This window comes from Arthrobacter livingstonensis, assembly GCF_003219815.1.
GTDB lineage: Bacteria > Actinomycetota > Actinomycetes > Actinomycetales > Micrococcaceae > Specibacter > Specibacter livingstonensis.
Map to the genome: position 1 here is coordinate 1 of NZ_QJVD01000042.1, position 18,129 is coordinate 18,129.

Genomic DNA, 18,129 nt, shown 5'->3' on the forward strand with positions numbered 1-18,129 from the left:
AAAAAGTAGCCAGACACCCCAGACCAAACGACAGGAGGACCCCCGGAAACCCGGGGATCCTCCTGTCATAACCTGCGAAACTTCAGGCTAGAATGGCCACGTCAGCATCAGGAACATCTTCGACTCTGGGTAGCAGAGCGAACGTGGCAAGTCCGGCATAGCGCGGGTAGTCGGGTATCTCGCGCTGCCCGACCACTGCGTCGCGCCTTGGGCTATCCATGCCGGGCCGCCAACGCTCCATGGACCAAATGAGACTCTCGAGTATGAACCATCGTCACTGCCTTCTGTTGTTTGGGAACGGAAGAACCAATCAGATCCGGTAGGTTTCCGAAGTGAAAAGGGGAAACTCCTCGAGATTGGCCGGGCCAAGCTGACTGGCTAATTTCAATTGGATGCCGTTACAGTCGTGCCTGAGTAATCTATTTCACGCCCAATAGCCGATCCCGCGCATCACCAGACATGGCCAAATCGATGCACGACCACGCCATGGCGAGAGCTCCGTCCCAGATCGCCTTGTCACCAGCCTCCGACGACGCGACAGCTGCAAATTCTGCACTATGGATAGAGGGGCAGCCATCACCCAAGCTGATCATGGGATGGATGGTGGGGAACCGGTGGGATACGTTAGCCATATCGGTGGAGCCGCCTCGACGGCTGGCAGGACCCATGGGTCGGCCTAAGTTCGCCGAATTGGCGCTGAAGATCTCAGCCATCGATCTATCGGTCCGAAGATCAGCGTATACGGGGCCATCTTGGACGAACTCCAGTCGGGCTCCTGCTGCTAGCGCTCCGGCTTCTAGGCATCGTTTTAGCACTGCGGTGACGCGGGCCAAGGAGTCTATGTCGAGTGCGCGGACCATCCATTGTCCCGTTGCGAGTTCGGGAATGACGTTAGGCGCCGTTCCGGCGCCGTCGACGCAGCCGTGAATTTGTTGTCCGGGTTCGAGTTGCTGGCGTGCCAGTCCAATCGCCGTCAAGGCCACCGTCAACGCGTCCAGAGCATTGATACCATCCCACGGCTGGGTCGAAGCGTGCGAGCTGCGACCGTGGAAAGAGACGCCGTACCCGGCGCAGGCGTAGGGAAGCATCTCCACTTCGTCCACGTCGCCTGGATGGATCATCATTGCCGCGTGGGTGCCGTCGAAGTCACCGTGTTCGAGCATGAGAACCTTGCCACCGCCGTTTTCTTCAGCGGGCGTGCCGAGAAGGCGCACTGTAATGTCGAGCCGGTCAGCCAGGGACGCCAGCGCTGTGAACGCGCCTAGCGCTGCAGAAGCGATGACGTTGTGACCACAGGCATGCCCGATCCCGGAGAGGGCGTCATACTCCGCACAGATGGTCAAGACGAGCTCTCCGGTACCCGCCTCCGCTTTCAGCGCGGTGGGTAAGTCGCCCAAACCAACTTCAATCCGCACCCCGGGAATGGACTTTAGTTCGTCGGCCAGCCACTGAACTGCCCGGTATTCCTGGAAACCGGTTTCTGGATGGTGGTGAAGCTTATGACTGAACTCAAGAATACTTTCGAACCGGTTATTCATTGTTGATTCGGCTTCGTTTTTGAAGTCCTTAGCAGTTCCAGCGGTCACTAGTACGACCCTTTCAGTTGATTCTCGGAGTCAGATCACCTTGGAGAGGAATGACTTGGTCCGTTCGTGTTGGGGATTGCTCAAGACTTCCCGTGGATCGCCTTGCTCGACAATGACCCCGTCATCCATGAAGACCACGACGTCACCCACTTCACGGGCAAATCCCATTTCGTGTGTGACCACGATCATGGTCATCCCGTCGCGAGCCAGTTGTTTCATGACGTCCAGAACCTCACCGACAAGTTCCGGGTCCAGGGCAGAAGTGGGTTCGTCGAAGAGCATGACCTCTGGCTTCATGGAAAGGGCCCGGGCGATCGCCACACGCTGTTGCTGTCCACCGGAAAGTTGTGACGGGTAATTGTTCATCCTGTCCGCGAGCCCGACTTTTCGCAGCAGTTCGCAGGCGTGCTCCTCGGCATCTTTTTTGGACATTTTCAACAGTTTGGTGGGACCAAACATGACGTTCTCCTTGGCGGTCATGTGGCCAAAGAGATTGAATGATTGGAAGACCATGCCGATTTTGGATCGTCGCTTGTTGATCTCGGCCTCGGAGGCCTCCTGGAGCTGGTCACCATGAACGTCATAGCCAATCATTCGACCGCCGACGGTGATGGCACCGGAGGTCGTCATCTCTAAATGGTTCACACAACGTAAGAGTGTTGACTTCCCTGACCCGGACGGTCCGATCAGGCAAACGACCTGCTGCTTGTGCACGGTCAAGTTGATGCCTTTGAGAACCTCCAGCTGGCCGAAGTTCTTATGCACATTGAGGAATTTCACGTCCGACATCAGCGTTGGGCCTTTCCAAGCAGGAGAGCGTTACCTTTGGAGTAATTTTTTTCCAGACGCGACTGCACCATCGTCAGGATCGAGGTCAACAGGATGTACCAGATGCTCGCCACGATTAGCAGCGGAATCTGCTTTAGGTTTTGCGCGTAAATCTGCTGGGTGTTGTACAGCAGATCGCCGACCCCGATCACGATGACGAGAGAAGTCGTTTTGAGCATTGAAATGACTTCGTTCCCTACTGGGGGAATAATCACTTTCATGGCCTGCGGAATGACGACAAAACGCAGAGTATGGAGTTGGCTAAAACCCATGGAGCGCGAGGCTTCCGACTGCCCGGCAGGGACGCTGAGCAGTCCGGCGCGGACGATCTCTGCCATGTATGCACCTTCGTTCAGTCCAAGTCCAAGGATCGCAGCACCAAAGAGTGAAATCACGTCATTGGTGTTCCATTCGACGAACGTAGGACCCCAGGGAATGCCAAGTCCGATTGTTGGAAACAGCACGGCTGCAAAGCCCCAAAAAAGCAGCTGAACCAGGAGCGGCGTTCCTCGGAAGAACCAAATGTAGGCACCGGAGACTCCCCGCAACAGCCAGTTGTCCGACATGCGCATCACCGCAACGACCATCCCGACGACGAAGCCGATGATCATAGCGATTACGGTTAGTTCCAGTGTTATGAGCAGCCCGCCAAGGATGCGCGTGTCCAGGAAGTACTTTCCCACTGTGCCCCAGCCGAACCCGGGGTTGGTGAACAAGGTCCACACGCCGTACACGACTACAAAGCAAACGACTACGACGGCGATGATTTGACCCGGCCGGCGCCGACGAAGCACAGGTTTAGTTGTGAGCGTAAGAAAATCATGGTCGATGTCGACGGCGCTATCGGCCTCTTGATTGTACATTTAGCCCTCCACAGCGGGATTGATTTCCGAGGTTTGTACGGCCGACGGCGTGAGGTTCCAGGCAGCCATGATCTTGCCATAGGTGCCATCGTCGATTAGGGATTGGATCGCCGCTTGGAACGCCTTGGCCAATTCGCCGTCTCCCTTTGCCATGGCAACGCCGGCCAGCGACGGTTCGACCAAAATTGAATCGATCTGGGCGAATGCTTCGGGTTGGATCTGCGAATAGTAGGCGGTGAGGGCATTGTCGGCGAGCATAGCCTGAGCCCGATTAGAGGCAACAGATTGGTTTGCGCTGTCTTGCTGGGGCAGTAAGAGTGGCGTGATGGCTGCCTTGCCGGCGTCTTTGCATTGCTTTTCAAAGTTGGGCATGACGATCAGTGCCTGTGTAGTCCCTGTTTGCGCCGTAACTGTCTTCCCGCACAGATCAAGAACACCGTGAAAATTGCCCTCATTGCCCTTTTTAACCATGACCGAAGTACCACCCTTCATGTAGCTGACCATGTCTACCACCGCGGTTCGCGCTGGTGTAATGGAAAAGGCAGCCCACGAGGCGTCGTAGCGCTTGGACTGGAGTCCGGCAAGAATACCGTTGAAGTCGCCCTTAGTGATGTCGATCTTGATGCCCATCTTGTTGGCAACCGCCAGAGCCATGTCCGGTTCAAGTCCAATGATCTTGCCGGTGTTGTCCGTGAAGTCGATCGGCGCATACGTCGGATCAGTCACCAACTGCATTGTCCCTTTGGCCTTGATACTCGCCGGGATCAGGCCTTCAACTTTTGCATCAGGCTTCACCGCTAGCGCGGCCTGCTGCCCGCCCTCCCCCAACGCCGGCATCGACTTCCCGGAAGCGTTGACGACCGCAGCCGGTGCCTCCGTGTTTGTACAGCCAGTGGACGCGCCAATCAGCAGAGCGGAGACCGCTACTAGGCAGGTTTTCGTAAATAGCGTGCTCTTGATCATGGTTGCTCCAGTCCAGAAAGTCGGGCTTGAATAAATAATATGTGTAACTTATTATTTGTGTGACGGCTGGCACTGTCAAGGGCCGTATCGAATATGTCCAGGGGAAGGGTCTCATGACGACGAATACACGCAAACGCACCCATGCCGTGACGGAACAGGCCATTGCGGAACGGCGCGAAACGATTGTCGCCCATGCCGCTGTGATCATCTCCAAGGCAGGGGTTGATGGGTGTTCCTTTGGTGCGGTTGCCGACGCGACCGGATTCAGCATCGGCATGATCCAGCACTATTTCCGAACTCGCGAAAAGCTGGTTCATGCCACCGTTGAGTTCCGGACGCTTGCCTCAGTTCAGGAATGGCAGGGGCTGTACTCCGAAGGGACCAACGCTGTCGAAAGGTTGCACGACCTGCTGACGTTCGCGGTGGAGGGTGAAGCTACTTTCGAGGATGCTTGGGGCTTTTGGGTAGAGGTCTACAGCGCAGCTCACAAGGACGAGAAAATTCGAAAGCATGTGGCAAATACGCTGCTGGCCTGGCGCGGAATCTTTGAACAGACGCTGGAAGAGGCGATGTCCGAAGAACTCATCCGTCCCTTCCACGACGCTGACGCGTTGGCTACCTTGCTTCTGGCCCTGATTGACGGACTGGCCATCCAAACGCTCAACGGCATCTATGACCACAGTCCGCAAACCATGATCAAAACACTGCAACGCTTCGCGGCCCACGAATTCGGCATCGACGTGACCGACTTCGTGGAGCAAAAACGAAGCACTGTTCCCTCACACCTAAGCTGACTCGCTACCAAGCCCCGGTCGGTTGAGAAACTGCCCATCTAGCCGTCTCCACACCAAACGATCTGAAGGACACCATGACTACCATTACCGATTCACTGCATACGGCCCGGTTCGCGGACCGGGCTGATGGGTACCATCCCTCACCAGTCCGTGAGGTCTTTGAAGTGTCCATGCGGCCAAACATGATCTCGCTGGCAGGAGGGAACCCGGACCTCAGCGGCCTGCCGATGGAGCGAATAGCGGACATGGCCCACCAGATCATTAAAGAACGGGGCCAGGAAGCACTTCAGTATGGCTCCGGGGCAGGAACCACGGAGTTGCAGGAATTGATCTGCGAGATCATGGCCATGGAGGGTATTTCCGCCGCATCTGAAAACATCCAAATCACCTCAGGGTCACAGATGGCACTCGAGCTTGTCACCAAGCTCTTCTGCAACCCCGGTGACGTCATCTTGGCAGAAGGACCCACCTATGTGGGCGCACTGGGAACCTTTGCGGGTCTCCAGGCCGACGTCGTACAAGTGCCGATCGATAACAAAGGCCTGATTCCGGCCGAGCTTGAGAAAACCATCGGCACTCTAAAAGCACAAGGCAGGACGATCAAGTTCCTCTATACCATCCCGAACTTCAATAATCCGTCGGGCATCACCCTCGCACCCGATCGCCGGCGGGCGATTGTCGATATCTGCCGGGCCGCAGGAATCGCCATCGTGGAAGACAACCCTTACGGGCTCCTCAGTTTTGATGGATCCACTCAGCAGGCGCTGTACGCCTTGGATCCTGACAACGTCTTTTATCTGGGGTCATTCTCCAAGATCTTCTCCCCCGGACTGCGGATCGGCTGGGTTCTGGCGCCTACGGAGGTACGCAAACGCCTTCAACTGGCGGCCGAAGCCACCACAATCTGTCCGTCGGTACTGAGCCAGATGCTGGTAGAGAGCTACATTTCCGGATTTGACTGGCGTTCGCACGTCAGGGAGGCCTGTGCCACGTACTCGAGACGATGCGATGCCGTGATGGACGCCTTAAAACTCCACATGCCCGAAGGTTCAACCTGGACCAGGCCCACGGGAGGGTTCTTCACTTGGATCACGCTTCCCACAGGGAAATCGGTTGACGCGCTGCTCCAGCCAGCCATCGGTGCCGGAGTCGTTTTCGTCCCCGGCAGCGCGTTCTTCGCAGAACCTGCAGGTACCAACCAACTGCGAGTGGCATTCTCCTTCGAGACAGACGAAGCACTTGTCGAGGGTATCCGGCGACTGGGGGTAACCCTAACGGCACTACCGTCAGTACGGCCATCAACGACTGGAGAGGACGTTACGTAAGCTGATCACATTTGAGACTCACCCCTTGATCACGCACCCATCCTGGTTATGGCCGGACTAGTCGAAGCGGAATTTTTCAAGTCGGTTGGTACGAACCGACTTGAAAAATTCCGAGCGCGGCGAATCGCAAAGCCCTATCAGTTAGCGGCAGACATCAATTTATCGAGGCTGTCTTCGAATCGCTCTTGAACGATGTTCGTATGTAACCACGTGTCCAGAAGTGAAACTGAAGGTAGTGCCCTAATGTTGCGAACGACTCGATTGTAGTCACGCTGCGAATCTACCGCGATCGTTGCCACGAGAGAGTACCGCCCAATGGTGCGAGCTACGAAAGACACCCCGTCAATCGCCGACAGAAATCTTTCAATTTCGGTGGAGTCGGCACGAAGGGTTACGCCGCAACCGAAGACTAGGTCACCGGCCGTGTCACTTCGGCGCTCGATAGCACCGATTTGAATGACCCTAGACTCCAGGAGACGTAGAACCCGACTTCGGCAGGTACTCATTGAAACACCGACGGCTTCCCCAATTTCGGCAAATCCCGCCCGGCCATCGCGTTGGAGGATTGTCATGATGTCGATGTCGGTCTGGTCCATCACCAGACCTTCCAGGGATGGCTCTTCACCGAGAAAAAGACTCTGGATCACGCGTTCGTAAAGCAGGACATTGACCTCGACGACGTCGGACAATCGTCGAATTTCAGCCATAACGCCATAAAGTTCGCCCATAGTCTTCATCCGCACCTCGACAACGATCTGGAAGGGACCCGTGGTTTCGGAAATATAGACGGTGGAGTCCAATGACTCCACCTGCCGGAGAATGTCGTCGGAGCTGCTGGAAACCTTGATTGCCAAATGGGCCAACACGGCTAGTCCCAAGACACGAGGGTGGACGGCGGCCAGCACACGAACTCTTCCCGAAGCTAAGAGTTGGTTAACGACTGAGGCCACGATGGCCCGGTTGCTACCGACCGATTTAGCTAGTTCGCTGAATGATGCTCTGCCATCATGCCGCAGTCGATGTATCAGAGAGGACTCCAAATCGTTCATCCCTCATTTATACCAGCCAGCCCCACGAGGCCATGCAACTTATTCACCAATGGAGTAGAAAACCAAAATATTGACGAAAAAATCGACGTAAACCGTTCAGTTTGGCTTCATATACTGTTGGAAACAAATTATTTGTTGACTTCTCGTGTTCCATGTCACAGAATCATGGGACATGCTCGCTCAGGCCAGCAGCCCATCCACCCTTCAGGAGATTTTCAATGAAGCATTTCTTCAAGACCGCAGCAGTCGCCTCCATAAGCGTCCTGGCCCTTGCCGGATGTTCTGCATCGACTGGTGGGCCCGCGGCCGCAGGGAACGATCTCACACCCAAGGGCCTTGTCAACGCCGGCCAGGCGACCTTGTGCATTGACCCGGAATACCCGCCGTTGGAGTACTACGCGAATGGATCCGGAGGTGACATTGTGGGCTTCGATGCCGACGCAGGACGGGCGCTGGCCGACTACTGGGGCGTCAAGGTCAAATTCGAAGTCACGTCGTTTGACGGGCTAATGCCCGGGCTCCAAACCGGACGGTGCGACATGATCCTTGGCGGCCTGTACACCAGTCCAGCCCGCTTGCAGGTTGCCGATGCCGCCCCCATCATGAACGCCGGCCCCACGGCACTCGCAGCGCCCGGACTTGCGGGCGATCTGAAGTCCAAGCTGGACCTCTGCGGACGCAAGGTCGTCGCACAGGCTGCTTCAAGCAACGCCGCAACCGTAGCGGCCATGGGCGACGAGTGTAAAGCCGCAGGCAAGGCAGCGCCAACACTTTCCGAATACCCTAAGACCTCCGACACCGTGCTGGCCGTGCTGAACGGAAAGGCCGACGTGTTGGTTGAAACCAACGTTGCCGCCGCCTACATGGTCACCCAGAACAAAGGCAAGCTCGAAGTGGCGGCCCAGGTCTTTGACCCGGACACACAATTTGGTGTTTTCAGCAAGAAAGGCGGCTCGTTGAGCCCTGAAATCGCCTCCGCTTTCAAAGCCCTGAAAGCCGACGGTTCGCTGGGCAAGATCGCCGCTAAGTACAACCTGGATCCCACAATCCTGGACGTCAAGTAGCATCATGCGAACTTCAGACGTCAGTGGACAGGAACCCACATTCCTCAGGAGAGTACAGAGCTAATGCTTTTTGATCCCAACATCTTCTTTGCCCAGCTGGTCAGTCCGGACTACATAAAAGGCGCCGCACTTTCCGTGGGGGTAGCCATCGTATCCCTTATCCTGGCCACCGTCATCGGATTCTTCATGGCCATTGGACGGACATCAGGCAAAACGTACCTACAGGGACCCGCACACCTGTACGTGTGGTTTTTCCGCGCCATTCCGGCCCTTCTCGTTCTGCTCATCATGTGGAATGCACTCCCGCAACTTATCCCCGCTCTCCGCGCCGACTGGTTCTCCCCGTTCGTGGCCGCGTCAGTCGGGCTGGGGCTCGTTGAAGCGGCCTTCATGTCGGAAATTATTCGCTCAGCGCTCCTAAGCGTCGACGACGGACAACCACTGGCGGGCCGGGCGCTAGGCATGTCGCCTGCGAAGGTCATGCTCAAGGTTGTACTCCCTCAGGCCATCCGGATCGCACTACCGCCGACCGGCAACGAATTCATCGGACTCGTCAAGTACTCTTCTCTTGCCTCGGTCATTTCGCTGCGGGAACTTCTGACGACGGCACAGGTGGGCGTGAACATCACCTTCCGCTACGCCGAATACTACGCCGCCGCGATCGTCTACTACTTGGTTATCGTGTCGGTGCTGTCCGTCCTGCAGGGCCTCCTGGAAAAGAGGTTCGCCTGGACGTCAAAGACGACAAAGCCCAAGAAGACCGCCGGTGCCGTCCTCGGCGACAAGGTAGGCATCTCGTGAAATCCGTCCTCGAACCCGCCCAGGAGCAATCCATGACCACCCAAGCTGTCCTTCAGGTCAAGGACCTTCACAAAAACTACAATGGCAACGCCGTACTGAAAGGCGTTCAGTTTGATGTTGACAAGGGCCAGGTTAAGGCCGTTCTTGGACCGTCCGGTTCGGGAAAGTCAACCATGCTCCGCTTGATGGCATTGCTGGAACCTGCCGACTCTGGAGAAATCCATCTCAAAGGAAGGCGGATCGGCAGCAAGGACCACAAAGGCCACACACTGCACTTGCCCGAGCGCCAACTTGCCGTCCAGCGTCAGGAAATCGGGATGGTGTTTCAGCGGTTCAACCTCTTTCCCCACCTTACGGCCGTGCGCAATGTGATGCTCGGGCTAACCAGTGTCAAGGGGATCTCGCACCACGAGGCCCGCGCCCAAGCCATGGATATGCTCAAGAAAGTCGGTCTGGAAAACCGGGCCAGCCATTTTCCGTCTGAACTCTCCGGCGGGCAACAGCAGCGTGTCGCCATCGCCCGGGCGCTTGTGCTGAACCCTTCCGTGATGCTCTTCGACGAACCCACATCCGCGCTCGACCCCGAACTGGTCGGCGAAGTCCTGGAGGTCATAGAACGCCTGGCTGAAACCGGGATGACCATGATCGTGGTGACCCACGAGGTCCGCTTCGCCCGACGGGTTGCCAACGAAGTCACGCTGTTCGACGGCGGGGTCATCGTTGAACAGGGAGCACCCGAGCAGTTCTTTGACAATCCCCAGCACGAACGCACCAAGAAGTTCCTCAGCCATGTCCACTGAAACTCTTTCCAGCACTACTCAGGTGAAGCTCCGTGCCGTCTACACCGACATGGATGACGTTGACTTCGCAGCGGGCACTCAGCTGTTGCGCGAAGCCGGTTTCCAGGTTGACTACCTGGAAACCCAGGACCCGGCACGCATCACCGCACAGGCTGGCAACGCCACCGCATTACTGGTCGGCTACGCCCCCGTCACGGCCGTGATGATGGATGCGATGCCCTCGCTGCGCATCATCGCTCTACTGTCCATGGGCTTCAACAACATTGACGTTGAAGCAGCACGGAAACGGGGAATCTGGGTCACCAACATCCCTGGTGCCGCAACCGAGGAAGTGGCCACCCATGCCCTGGCACTGTCGCTCGCACTGACGCGGGGACTCCCTTTCTACAGCGCCGGCGTGCAGTGCGGCGATTGGAACATCCGAGACACACTGACGCCTCCCCGGCTCAGCCGGTCCCGCCTTGGCATTCTGGGGCTGGGCCGCATCGGCACCCGGTTCGCTCAATTGTCAGCCTCCATTTTTGGCGAAGTGATCGGCTATGACCCGGTACTGCCGGATACCCCGGAAATCCGCGAACGGCTCAGAACAGCCGGGATCAGGAGAACCACCTTGGAAGAGGTGCGAGACACCTCCACCGTCCTGTCGCTGCACATGCCGCTGACCCCCGAAACGAGCGGAATGATTGACGCTGGCTTCCTGGCACATATGCCCAAGGGGTCATACCTGATCAATGTCAGCCGTGGTTCGCTCGTTGATTCGGCCGCCGTACGGTATGCCGTCGACTCCGGACATCTGGCGGGAGCCGGCCTGGACGTTCTGGATCAGGAGCCGCCCGCAGCCGGGAAACACCCCTTGCTGGGCCATCCGCGCATTCTCGTCACACCCCACATGGCCTACCTTTCGGACTTCACCGAAACCGAATATGTTCGCCAACAAGCGCAAAACGTTGCCTCTTGGAAAAACGCCGGCCACCCTGACTCCCCCGTCATTGAGCTCCACCAGACCGTTCATCCACCCCTGATCCGCGATGGAGAAGACCGTGCGTAAACTCACCACATTTGAAGACCTGCCCTTCGGTCACCGCCCCACCATTGTCACTGCCTCGACAATCCACACAAATGACCCAGCCCAGCCTGTTGCTGAAGCATTCCTGATGATAGGTTCGAAGATCGTCGCCGTCGGAAGCCTAAGGGAATGCCGCGACGCAGCGGCCAGGCTAGACAGCCAGTCACCGGACATTCGTGATTTTGGTGGCGCAACCATTGTCCCGGGTTTCATTGATGCGCACGCCCATCCGCTGATGTATGGACAGATGCTGAGTTGGGTCGATTGCGGCCCGGAGAAAGCCGGCAGCATCCCCGAGATCGTGGCATTGCTGCGGGAAGCCGCTAAGACGATTCCGAACGGTCTGCCGGTGCGCGGTTACGGCTATGAGCACCGCAATTTGGTCGAAAGCCGCCATCCGACCCGTTTTGAACTTGATGGTGTTGCCTCGGACCGTGAGGTGTATCTGATGAACGCTTCCGGGCATGGTGGCGTGGTCAATTCCTTCACCCTTGAGTTGCATGAGGTCAGCCGCGATACACCCAATCCGCAAGGCGGTGAGTTCTTTCGTGACGCGAACGGGGAGCTGTCCGGTGAGCTTTCAGATGCTGCGTGCAACATCCTCACCGGTTTGGAGGGTGTGAAGATCGGCCACCATGGCCCAAACTTCCACCTGGCAGATGAACCTGAAGAACACCTGCGCCAGCTGGGCGTGGCCCAGGAAAAATTTCTGGCGGGCGGGGTAACGGCCATCGGTGACGCCCAGGTTTCCCGGCGTGAATTCGACATGTATCTTCAACTGGCCGAACAGAACCAGTTGAAGGTTCGCATCGGCATGTACCTGCTATCCCATCTCCTCGATGACGCCCTGGACATGGGCTTGCATGGCCAGTTCGGCAACGCCCGCCTGAGCTTTTCCGGGATCAAACTCTACGCAGACGGCACTCTTGGCGGGTGGACGGCGTATTTCCCAGACGGTTATGTCGGGGACCCGTGCCGCACAGGCCAGCTTTATCATGAGCCGGCGGCGTACAAGGAGCTGATCCGCAAGGCCCACGCCGTCGGGCTCCAGACCGCCACCCATGCCCAGTCCCCCACCGCGTTGGAGATGGTCATCGACGCGATCGAATCAGCCCAGGCCGAGAGGCCCGACGCCGACGCCCGGCACCGCATTGAACATTGCGGATTGCCCACACCTGATCAGATCCGGCGCATGGCAGCAGCCGGCATCTACCCGGTCAACCAGCCCCAGCATTACTACAACTGGGGTGAGGGCGTGCAGCAGGCCATCGGCACCCCGGGCGAACGCTTCAACCCATTGGGTGAATTCATCGCCGCCGGGGTACCTGTGACAATCAGTTCAGATGCCCCCGTGGCCGATCCCCGACCTTTGGAGGCCATCCAGGCCGCTGTCACACGGGTGACCCGCAACGGCCACAAGTTGGGTCCCGATAATCTGTGCATCACGGCGGGGGAAGCATTGGCCGCCCACACCATCAATGCAGCCCGGGTGCTCGGACGTGAGGACGACCTCGGCTCGCTCACATCCGGAAAGCGTGCAGATTTCGCCGTCCTTTCCGGAGATCCACTTGCTTGTAAACCGGAACGGATCAGCGGAATCGAGGTCCTTCAGACCTGGGTCGACGGCAGTTGCCAGTACACCTTGGATGCAGCACCTTCGGACCCGACACCCAGCCTTGACCACGTGAATTTCTGACAGGAGACCCACCATGGACACCATGACGACAGAAACTACCCAGCCGTACGCGACCCCACCCACTGTGAACAACGCCGGTTTCGCTATTTTGACGACGTTACGCAACTACGGGGTGGATGCGATCTTCGGCATTCCGGGCACGCACAACCTGGAGTTTTACCGGCATCTCGTGGCGCTGGGCATCCGGCCCGTGACCACCCGACACGAACAGGGTGCCGGTTACGGCGCGGACGGGTGGGCCCAACAGAAAGGACTGCCAGGCGTTGTCATCACCACCTCCGGGCCGGGGCTGCTCAACGCCCTGTCCGCGGCCGGGACCGCATACTGCGAATCCCGTCCGTTGATCATACTTTCCCCCGGTGTGCCCGAAGGTGGCGAATTCGCCGATATCGGCTCGCTGCACGAAACGAAAGACGCCTCAGCGGCCGCGGGAGCCATCATGGAATGGAGCCGACGGGTCCACTCAGCTACCGAGGCGGTCCAGGCCGTCCACGACGCGTTTGAATTGTTTCGGTACGGCCGGCCACGCCCCGTCCATATCGAGGTACCGCTGAACGTCCTTGAAGGTCTCTCCGACTGCCCGGTGGAACTTTTGGACGCCAAGCCGGTCCGAACCGGGAAAACCGCGGACCCCGAGCTCTTGAAGGTGGCAAGTAATCTGCTCCGCGGTGCGGCCCGGCCGGTGATATTGGCCGGTGGTGGTTCCACTCGTGTCGGTGCCGGGCTGGCCGAGTTGGCTGAACTGCTCCAGGCCCCGGTGGTCACCACGCTCAATGGCAAGGGTTCCCTGGCCGAGAGCCACCCGCTGTCGTTGGGTTCGGACATTCGCCTTCCGGCCGCTCAGTTACTGTGCAATGAGGCAGACGTGCTGCTGGTCATTGGTTCCAAGGTGGGCGAGTCCGAGCTCTGGGGCGGAACTCTCACCCCGCAGGGAAGTGTCATCCGGTTGGACATCCTTGCCTCCCAGGCGCACAAGAACGTAGACTCCGACGTCGCACTGATCGGTGACGCAGCCGTCGTCGTACCCCAGCTGACTACAGAACTGGCCAACCTTCGCCGGGAAACGACGGACCTTGCCACCGTCCGGGAAACTCTGCGGAGCCAGGCCCGCGCGCTCTCGCCGGTGTTGAGCCGGATCGCGGAAGAAGCAGCATCGGTGCTGCCGGCCAACACTATTGTGGGCGGGGACTCTTCACAAATCACGTATCTCGGCACGGCGTCGTTCATCCCACACGAGCTGCCCCATTCGCTGCTGTACACGCCGGCCTACGCCACGCTGGGCTACGGGCTGCCGGCATCGATCGGCGCCAAAATTGCCGCCCCTGAAAGGCCCGTGGTGTGCATCCTGGGCGATGGCGCCTTGATGTTTGCCGTGCAGGAACTGATGACCGCCGTCGAACAAGGTCTTGACTTGGTCGTGGTCTGTGTCGACAACGGCGGTTACGCCGAGATCCGTGCCAACGAAGAAGACCGGGATATCACGCCCGTCGGTGTCGATCTCGTCCAACCCGACTGGGCTGCCCTAGCCACCGCCTTTGGGGGGACCGGCCACCGGCTCAGCGACGCCACCGATTTTGCCCCGACGCTGACGGACTCACTGGAACGCGGCGGTCTGCAGCTCATCCATGTGCCCCTGCACCTCTTCACCACCACCACGTCCGACTCACACTCCTAGGAACCACCATGAGCATTTCTGCACCCGACACCACCGACACCACCCTGGCAGCCGCGTCAAAGGCCACCGCGTCAAAGGCAACCGCGCAGCAGTGGATTACCGAGAACATGGACCGGCTCTCTGCCTGGCACCGCCACATTTGGGACCTGGCTGAACCGGCCTGGCGCGAATACAGGTCCGCGCAGTGGTACGTGGATTTACTGCGGGCCGAGGGTTTCACCGTGGAGGCCGGCAGCGCGGACATGCCCACAGCATTCAGCGCAGAATGGTCCCTTGGGCAGGGCGGGCCGGTTCTGTTGACCTACGCGGAATACGACGCCGTGCCCGGCAACTGCCAGTCCGCCGCCACGGACCCCTCCCCCCGCGACGGCCTGAGCCCCTACGCGCCCGGCCACACGGACCCACACTCGGCACTGGGGATCTCCACCCTGGCAGGGCTGCTGGGAGCCAAGCATGCAATGACCGTTCACGGGATCGCAGGGACTCTCAAATACACCGGCGAACCGGCAGAAAAAGTACAGGGTTCCAAGGTCGTCCACGGACTGCGCGGCTACTACGACGGCGTCGACGCGATCGTCAGCTTCCACCCCTTCTACATGCTCCCGCTGTGCAACACCGCCAGGTGGGACACCCAATGCGGCAGCTACTACAGCAAGATCTACACCTTCGTCTGCGACGAACCGGAAACCTGGCAGCTGAACGCCAACCCCAACTCCCCCATCCCCGCTTCCCACTCCGCCGCCCGCGCCCCGGGAGCCAACGTGGCCCTGATGAGCATGTACACCTCCTCACGGATCATGCAAGATGCCATGCTGCCCAGCTTCGGCGGCTGGAGCCTCTCCGACGCCATCTTCACCCAAGGCCAGGCAACGGCGGACAACCTGCCGGCACGGATCGCGCAAATCCAGTACTCCTGGCGCTGCCCAACCCTGGAAATGGCAGAGCACGTCCTGACCGTCCTTGACCGCAACGCCGAGCACGCCGCAGCCATGGCCCACTGCACCCTCAGCAACACCTGGGTGGCGCGGAACCGGCCCGGACGTACCAATCACGTGCTCGCCCAAGCCCTCTACAACAACCTCGAGTCCGTGGGAGCGCCCCAGTATGGGCCCGCCGCAATTGCCGCCGCGCAACAAATTCAGCAAAAATTGGGTATCGAGCCCATGGAAAAGCCGTTCCTGGACGAATGCGAACAACTCATCAGCCCCCAGGACGCTGAAACAGCTCTGCGCGAACACTTGGCACCCTGGCAGAAAAACTGGACCAGCGACGACTACGTAGAAATGACCCACTACGCCCCCACCGTCAGGTTCTACGTCTCCCGCCCCGCCCTGAAACCAGCCCCGGGACAAGGAGCCTACCCGGGCTGGGTCATGAACGCCCTCGGCGGCATCGCAGAAACCATCGACCCCACCATCGAGGTCGCCGGCAAAACGATCGCCGGCACCTTCATGGACCTGCTCACCAACCCAGAAACCCTGGCTGCAGCCAAAAAAGAGTTCGACCACCGAACGGCAGAAGACCCCATGCCGGTACTGCTGCCCGCCGACTTCATGCCGCCGACCGAGTTCGCATGGCCCGACTACTCCGCCACACCCGACGGCGAACGTGTCTGGTACCCCAAAGCTGCCCGACCGTAACCCCAGAATGAACTGCGTGACGGCCCTTTCGACCCCGAGAAATTCCGTCACGCAGGGCCCCGCAGCCAGTCAATATTTTCAGCACCCACACCCCAGCAAAGAAGGACCCTTGCCGTGACCGCCACCACGCACCCCTCATCCCACTCCCCCGGCTACCGGGTGCTCAACCCTGCCACCGGCACGCTCGTAGAGGAATTTTCCACCATCTCCGACGCGGCTCTGCAGGAATCAATCACCACTGCGGACAGGGCCTTCCAAACCTGGCGTCAGGTTCCCATCACCGAGAGGGCCCGCATCGTGGCACGCATCGGGCAGCTCTTCACCGATCGCAGGGACGAACTGGCCGCCATCATCACCGAGGAGATGGGCAAGCGCCGCTCCGAAGCCATCGATGAAGCCCGCTTCTGCACCGACATCTTCAACTACTACGCCGCCGAAGGCCCCACACTGGCCGCGGACCAGCCGATCAAGGCACTCAACGGGGCCAGCGCAATGATCCAGAAACTGCCCGTCGGCCCTCTACTGGGCATCATGCCCTGGAACTACCCCTACTACCAGGTAGCCCGGTTCGCCGCACCAAATCTGGTCCTCGGAAATACCATCATCCTCAAACACGCAGAAAATTGCCCCCGGTCCGCCCGTGCGATCGAGCAACTAATGGAAGATGCAGGGCTTCCAACAGGTGTCTACACCAACGTTTACGCAAGCCACGAACAAATCGAGACCATCATCGCCGACCCCGGCATCCAGGGCGTCTCCCTCACTGGCTCCGAAAGGGCCGGCGCCGCTGTCGCCGAGATCGCTGGAAGGAACCTTAAGAAAGTAGTCCTGGAGCTCGGCGGCTCTGACCCGTACATCATCCTGGACAGCAACGACGTCAAAGCCTCCGCCCGGGCAGCCCTTGAAACCCGCATGAGCAACGCCGGCCAGTCCTGCGATTCCAATAAACGCATCATCGTCATGGATACCATCTATAACGAATTCGTCGCCGAGGTCACCGCCCAAGCGGCCGCACTTGTCCCCGGCAACCCTGCTCTGGACGAGGCCGGTACTTTCCCGCCACTGTCCTCGGAACCAGCCGCCACTGGGCTGCTCTCACAAATCGAAGACGCCGTCTCCAAGGGAGCCGTGCTCCACACCGGTGGCGTACGCCTCGACGGCCCGGGTTCCTTCGTGCACCCGGCCGTGCTCACCGGGATCACCGCCGGTATGCGTGCCTACCGTGAGGAACTCTTCGGCCCCGCCGCCGTCATTTACAAGGTCACCAACGACGAAGAGGCCATCGCCCTTGCCAACGACACCGACTACGGTCTCGGTGCCGCAGTATTCAGCACCAACGAACAGCGTGCACGCAAAGTCGCTCAACAACTGCACTCCGGCATGGCCACCGTCAACACCGCCCAAGCCGATGGAGCCGAGATGCCCTTCGGTGGCATAAAACGCTCCGGGTACGGCCGCGAACTAGGACCTCTCGGCATGGATGAGTTCGTCAACAAACGCCTCGTCTACATTGCGTCATGAACAGGGCAGCAACATGGGCGCAATCCGCCATCTGGTCCGGCCGGCCCACGATCGGAACCATCAGGGCACAATCCACAGGAATCAGCCCCCGTGAGCGGGGAAGAGTTCACCGTCCTGTCCACTCCCTCTGGTCGCCCACCATCATCGGAAAATAAGCCGTGGCACACCTGCCCGCGTTGAAAGGGGCCAACCGCGACGCCCCTGACATCGTGGTCAAACAAAGCCCTCCGGCCATCGGCAGGCAAACAAATATCCCAAGCACGACGGCTCGTCACCGAACCTCGCCTGAAACTCCAGAATCGACCGCGGAAGTCCGGACATGCCATGATCCAAAACTACACCTGAGCTAACCGGATACGCACTACCCCGCATATTCCGATATCTTATCTGGGGAAATACAAATTTTTCCGTTGTTTCCCCTGATAGACCACTTGCGTACGCGTCCGTAAGGGAGCGCT

Annotated in this window: 15 protein-coding genes; 10 read left to right on the plus strand and 5 right to left on the minus strand. The window is 59.0% G+C overall.

The window, feature by feature from the left end; all coding sequences use genetic code 11:
- Nucleotides 1–419: 419 nt before the first annotated feature.
- Genes CVV68_RS21180 through CVV68_RS21195 form a run of 4 tightly spaced genes read right to left on the minus strand, consistent with a single transcriptional unit; the run spans nucleotide 420 to nucleotide 4,240 of the window.
- Nucleotides 420–1,586 carry a M20 family metallopeptidase gene (locus tag CVV68_RS21180; protein WP_211320947.1) on the minus strand — a complete coding sequence of 389 codons (1,167 nt, stop codon included), beginning with the start codon at nucleotides 1,584–1,586 and terminating at the stop codon, nucleotides 420–422.
- A 30-nt stretch (nucleotides 1,587–1,616) separates the two neighbouring features.
- Nucleotides 1,617–2,366, minus strand: coding sequence for an amino acid ABC transporter ATP-binding protein (locus tag CVV68_RS21185; RefSeq protein ID WP_306415719.1), 750 nt, complete (start codon nucleotides 2,364–2,366; stop codon nucleotides 1,617–1,619).
- A gap of 8 nt (nucleotides 2,367–2,374) precedes the next feature.
- Nucleotides 2,375–3,277 carry an amino acid ABC transporter permease gene (locus tag CVV68_RS21190; RefSeq protein ID WP_110502982.1) on the minus strand — a complete coding sequence of 301 codons (903 nt, stop codon included), beginning with the start codon at nucleotides 3,275–3,277 and terminating at the stop codon, nucleotides 2,375–2,377.
- Nucleotides 3,278–4,240 carry an ABC transporter substrate-binding protein gene (locus tag CVV68_RS21195; protein ID WP_110502983.1) on the minus strand — a complete coding sequence of 321 codons (963 nt, stop codon included), beginning with the start codon at nucleotides 4,238–4,240 and terminating at the stop codon, nucleotides 3,278–3,280. It lies immediately after the preceding gene.
- Between the two features lie 59 nt (nucleotides 4,241–4,299).
- Here CVV68_RS21195 and CVV68_RS21200 point away from each other — a divergent pair, with 59 nt between their 5' ends.
- Together CVV68_RS21200 and CVV68_RS21205 are read left to right on the plus strand one after the other, a co-directional pair.
- A complete protein-coding gene (locus tag CVV68_RS21200; protein WP_110502984.1) occupies nucleotides 4,300–5,034 on the plus strand; it encodes a TetR/AcrR family transcriptional regulator in 735 nt (244 codons plus the stop codon).
- A gap of 74 nt (nucleotides 5,035–5,108) precedes the next feature.
- Nucleotides 5,109–6,359, plus strand: coding sequence for an aminotransferase-like domain-containing protein (locus CVV68_RS21205; protein WP_110502985.1), 1,251 nt, complete (start codon nucleotides 5,109–5,111; stop codon nucleotides 6,357–6,359).
- 137 nt (nucleotides 6,360–6,496) lie between these two features.
- Here CVV68_RS21205 and CVV68_RS21210 read toward each other — a convergent pair whose 3' ends face one another.
- Nucleotides 6,497–7,408 carry an Lrp/AsnC family transcriptional regulator gene (locus CVV68_RS21210; protein WP_110502986.1) on the minus strand — a complete coding sequence of 304 codons (912 nt, stop codon included), beginning with the start codon at nucleotides 7,406–7,408 and terminating at the stop codon, nucleotides 6,497–6,499.
- Nucleotides 7,409–7,626: 218 nt separating this feature from the next.
- Here CVV68_RS21210 and CVV68_RS21215 point away from each other — a divergent pair, with 218 nt between their 5' ends.
- From CVV68_RS21215 to CVV68_RS21250, 8 genes are all read left to right on the plus strand, one after another.
- Nucleotides 7,627–8,472, plus strand: coding sequence for an ABC transporter substrate-binding protein (locus CVV68_RS21215; RefSeq protein ID WP_170133286.1), 846 nt, complete (start codon nucleotides 7,627–7,629; stop codon nucleotides 8,470–8,472).
- 63 nt (nucleotides 8,473–8,535) lie between these two features.
- A complete protein-coding gene (locus tag CVV68_RS21220; protein WP_110502988.1) occupies nucleotides 8,536–9,273 on the plus strand; it encodes an amino acid ABC transporter permease in 738 nt (245 codons plus the stop codon).
- A 32-nt stretch (nucleotides 9,274–9,305) separates the two neighbouring features.
- A complete protein-coding gene (locus CVV68_RS21225; protein ID WP_110502993.1) occupies nucleotides 9,306–10,073 on the plus strand; it encodes an amino acid ABC transporter ATP-binding protein in 768 nt (255 codons plus the stop codon).
- Nucleotides 10,063–11,121, plus strand: coding sequence for a C-terminal binding protein (locus CVV68_RS21230; protein WP_110502989.1), 1,059 nt, complete (start codon nucleotides 10,063–10,065; stop codon nucleotides 11,119–11,121). Before CVV68_RS21225 ends, CVV68_RS21230 begins: the two co-directional genes overlap by 11 nt.
- The gene (locus tag CVV68_RS21235; RefSeq protein ID WP_245933708.1) at nucleotides 11,114–12,835 is read left to right on the plus strand and encodes an amidohydrolase; all 1,722 of its coding nucleotides are present in this window, start codon (nucleotides 11,114–11,116) and stop codon (nucleotides 12,833–12,835) included. The genes CVV68_RS21230 and CVV68_RS21235 overlap by 8 nt, the downstream gene beginning before the upstream one ends.
- A gap of 22 nt (nucleotides 12,836–12,857) precedes the next feature.
- Nucleotides 12,858–14,510 (plus strand): thiamine pyrophosphate-binding protein, encoded by a 1,653-nt coding sequence (locus tag CVV68_RS21240; RefSeq protein WP_170133287.1) that lies wholly within the window; start codon nucleotides 12,858–12,860, stop codon nucleotides 14,508–14,510.
- 8 nt (nucleotides 14,511–14,518) lie between these two features.
- Nucleotides 14,519–16,150, plus strand: a complete 1,632-nt coding sequence (locus CVV68_RS21245) for a zinc-binding metallopeptidase family protein (RefSeq protein ID WP_245933709.1) — start codon at nucleotides 14,519–14,521, stop codon at nucleotides 16,148–16,150.
- A gap of 114 nt (nucleotides 16,151–16,264) precedes the next feature.
- Nucleotides 16,265–17,671, plus strand: a complete 1,407-nt coding sequence (locus CVV68_RS21250; protein ID WP_110502992.1) for an NAD-dependent succinate-semialdehyde dehydrogenase — start codon at nucleotides 16,265–16,267, stop codon at nucleotides 17,669–17,671.
- The last annotated feature ends 458 nt before the right edge of the window (nucleotides 17,672–18,129 follow it).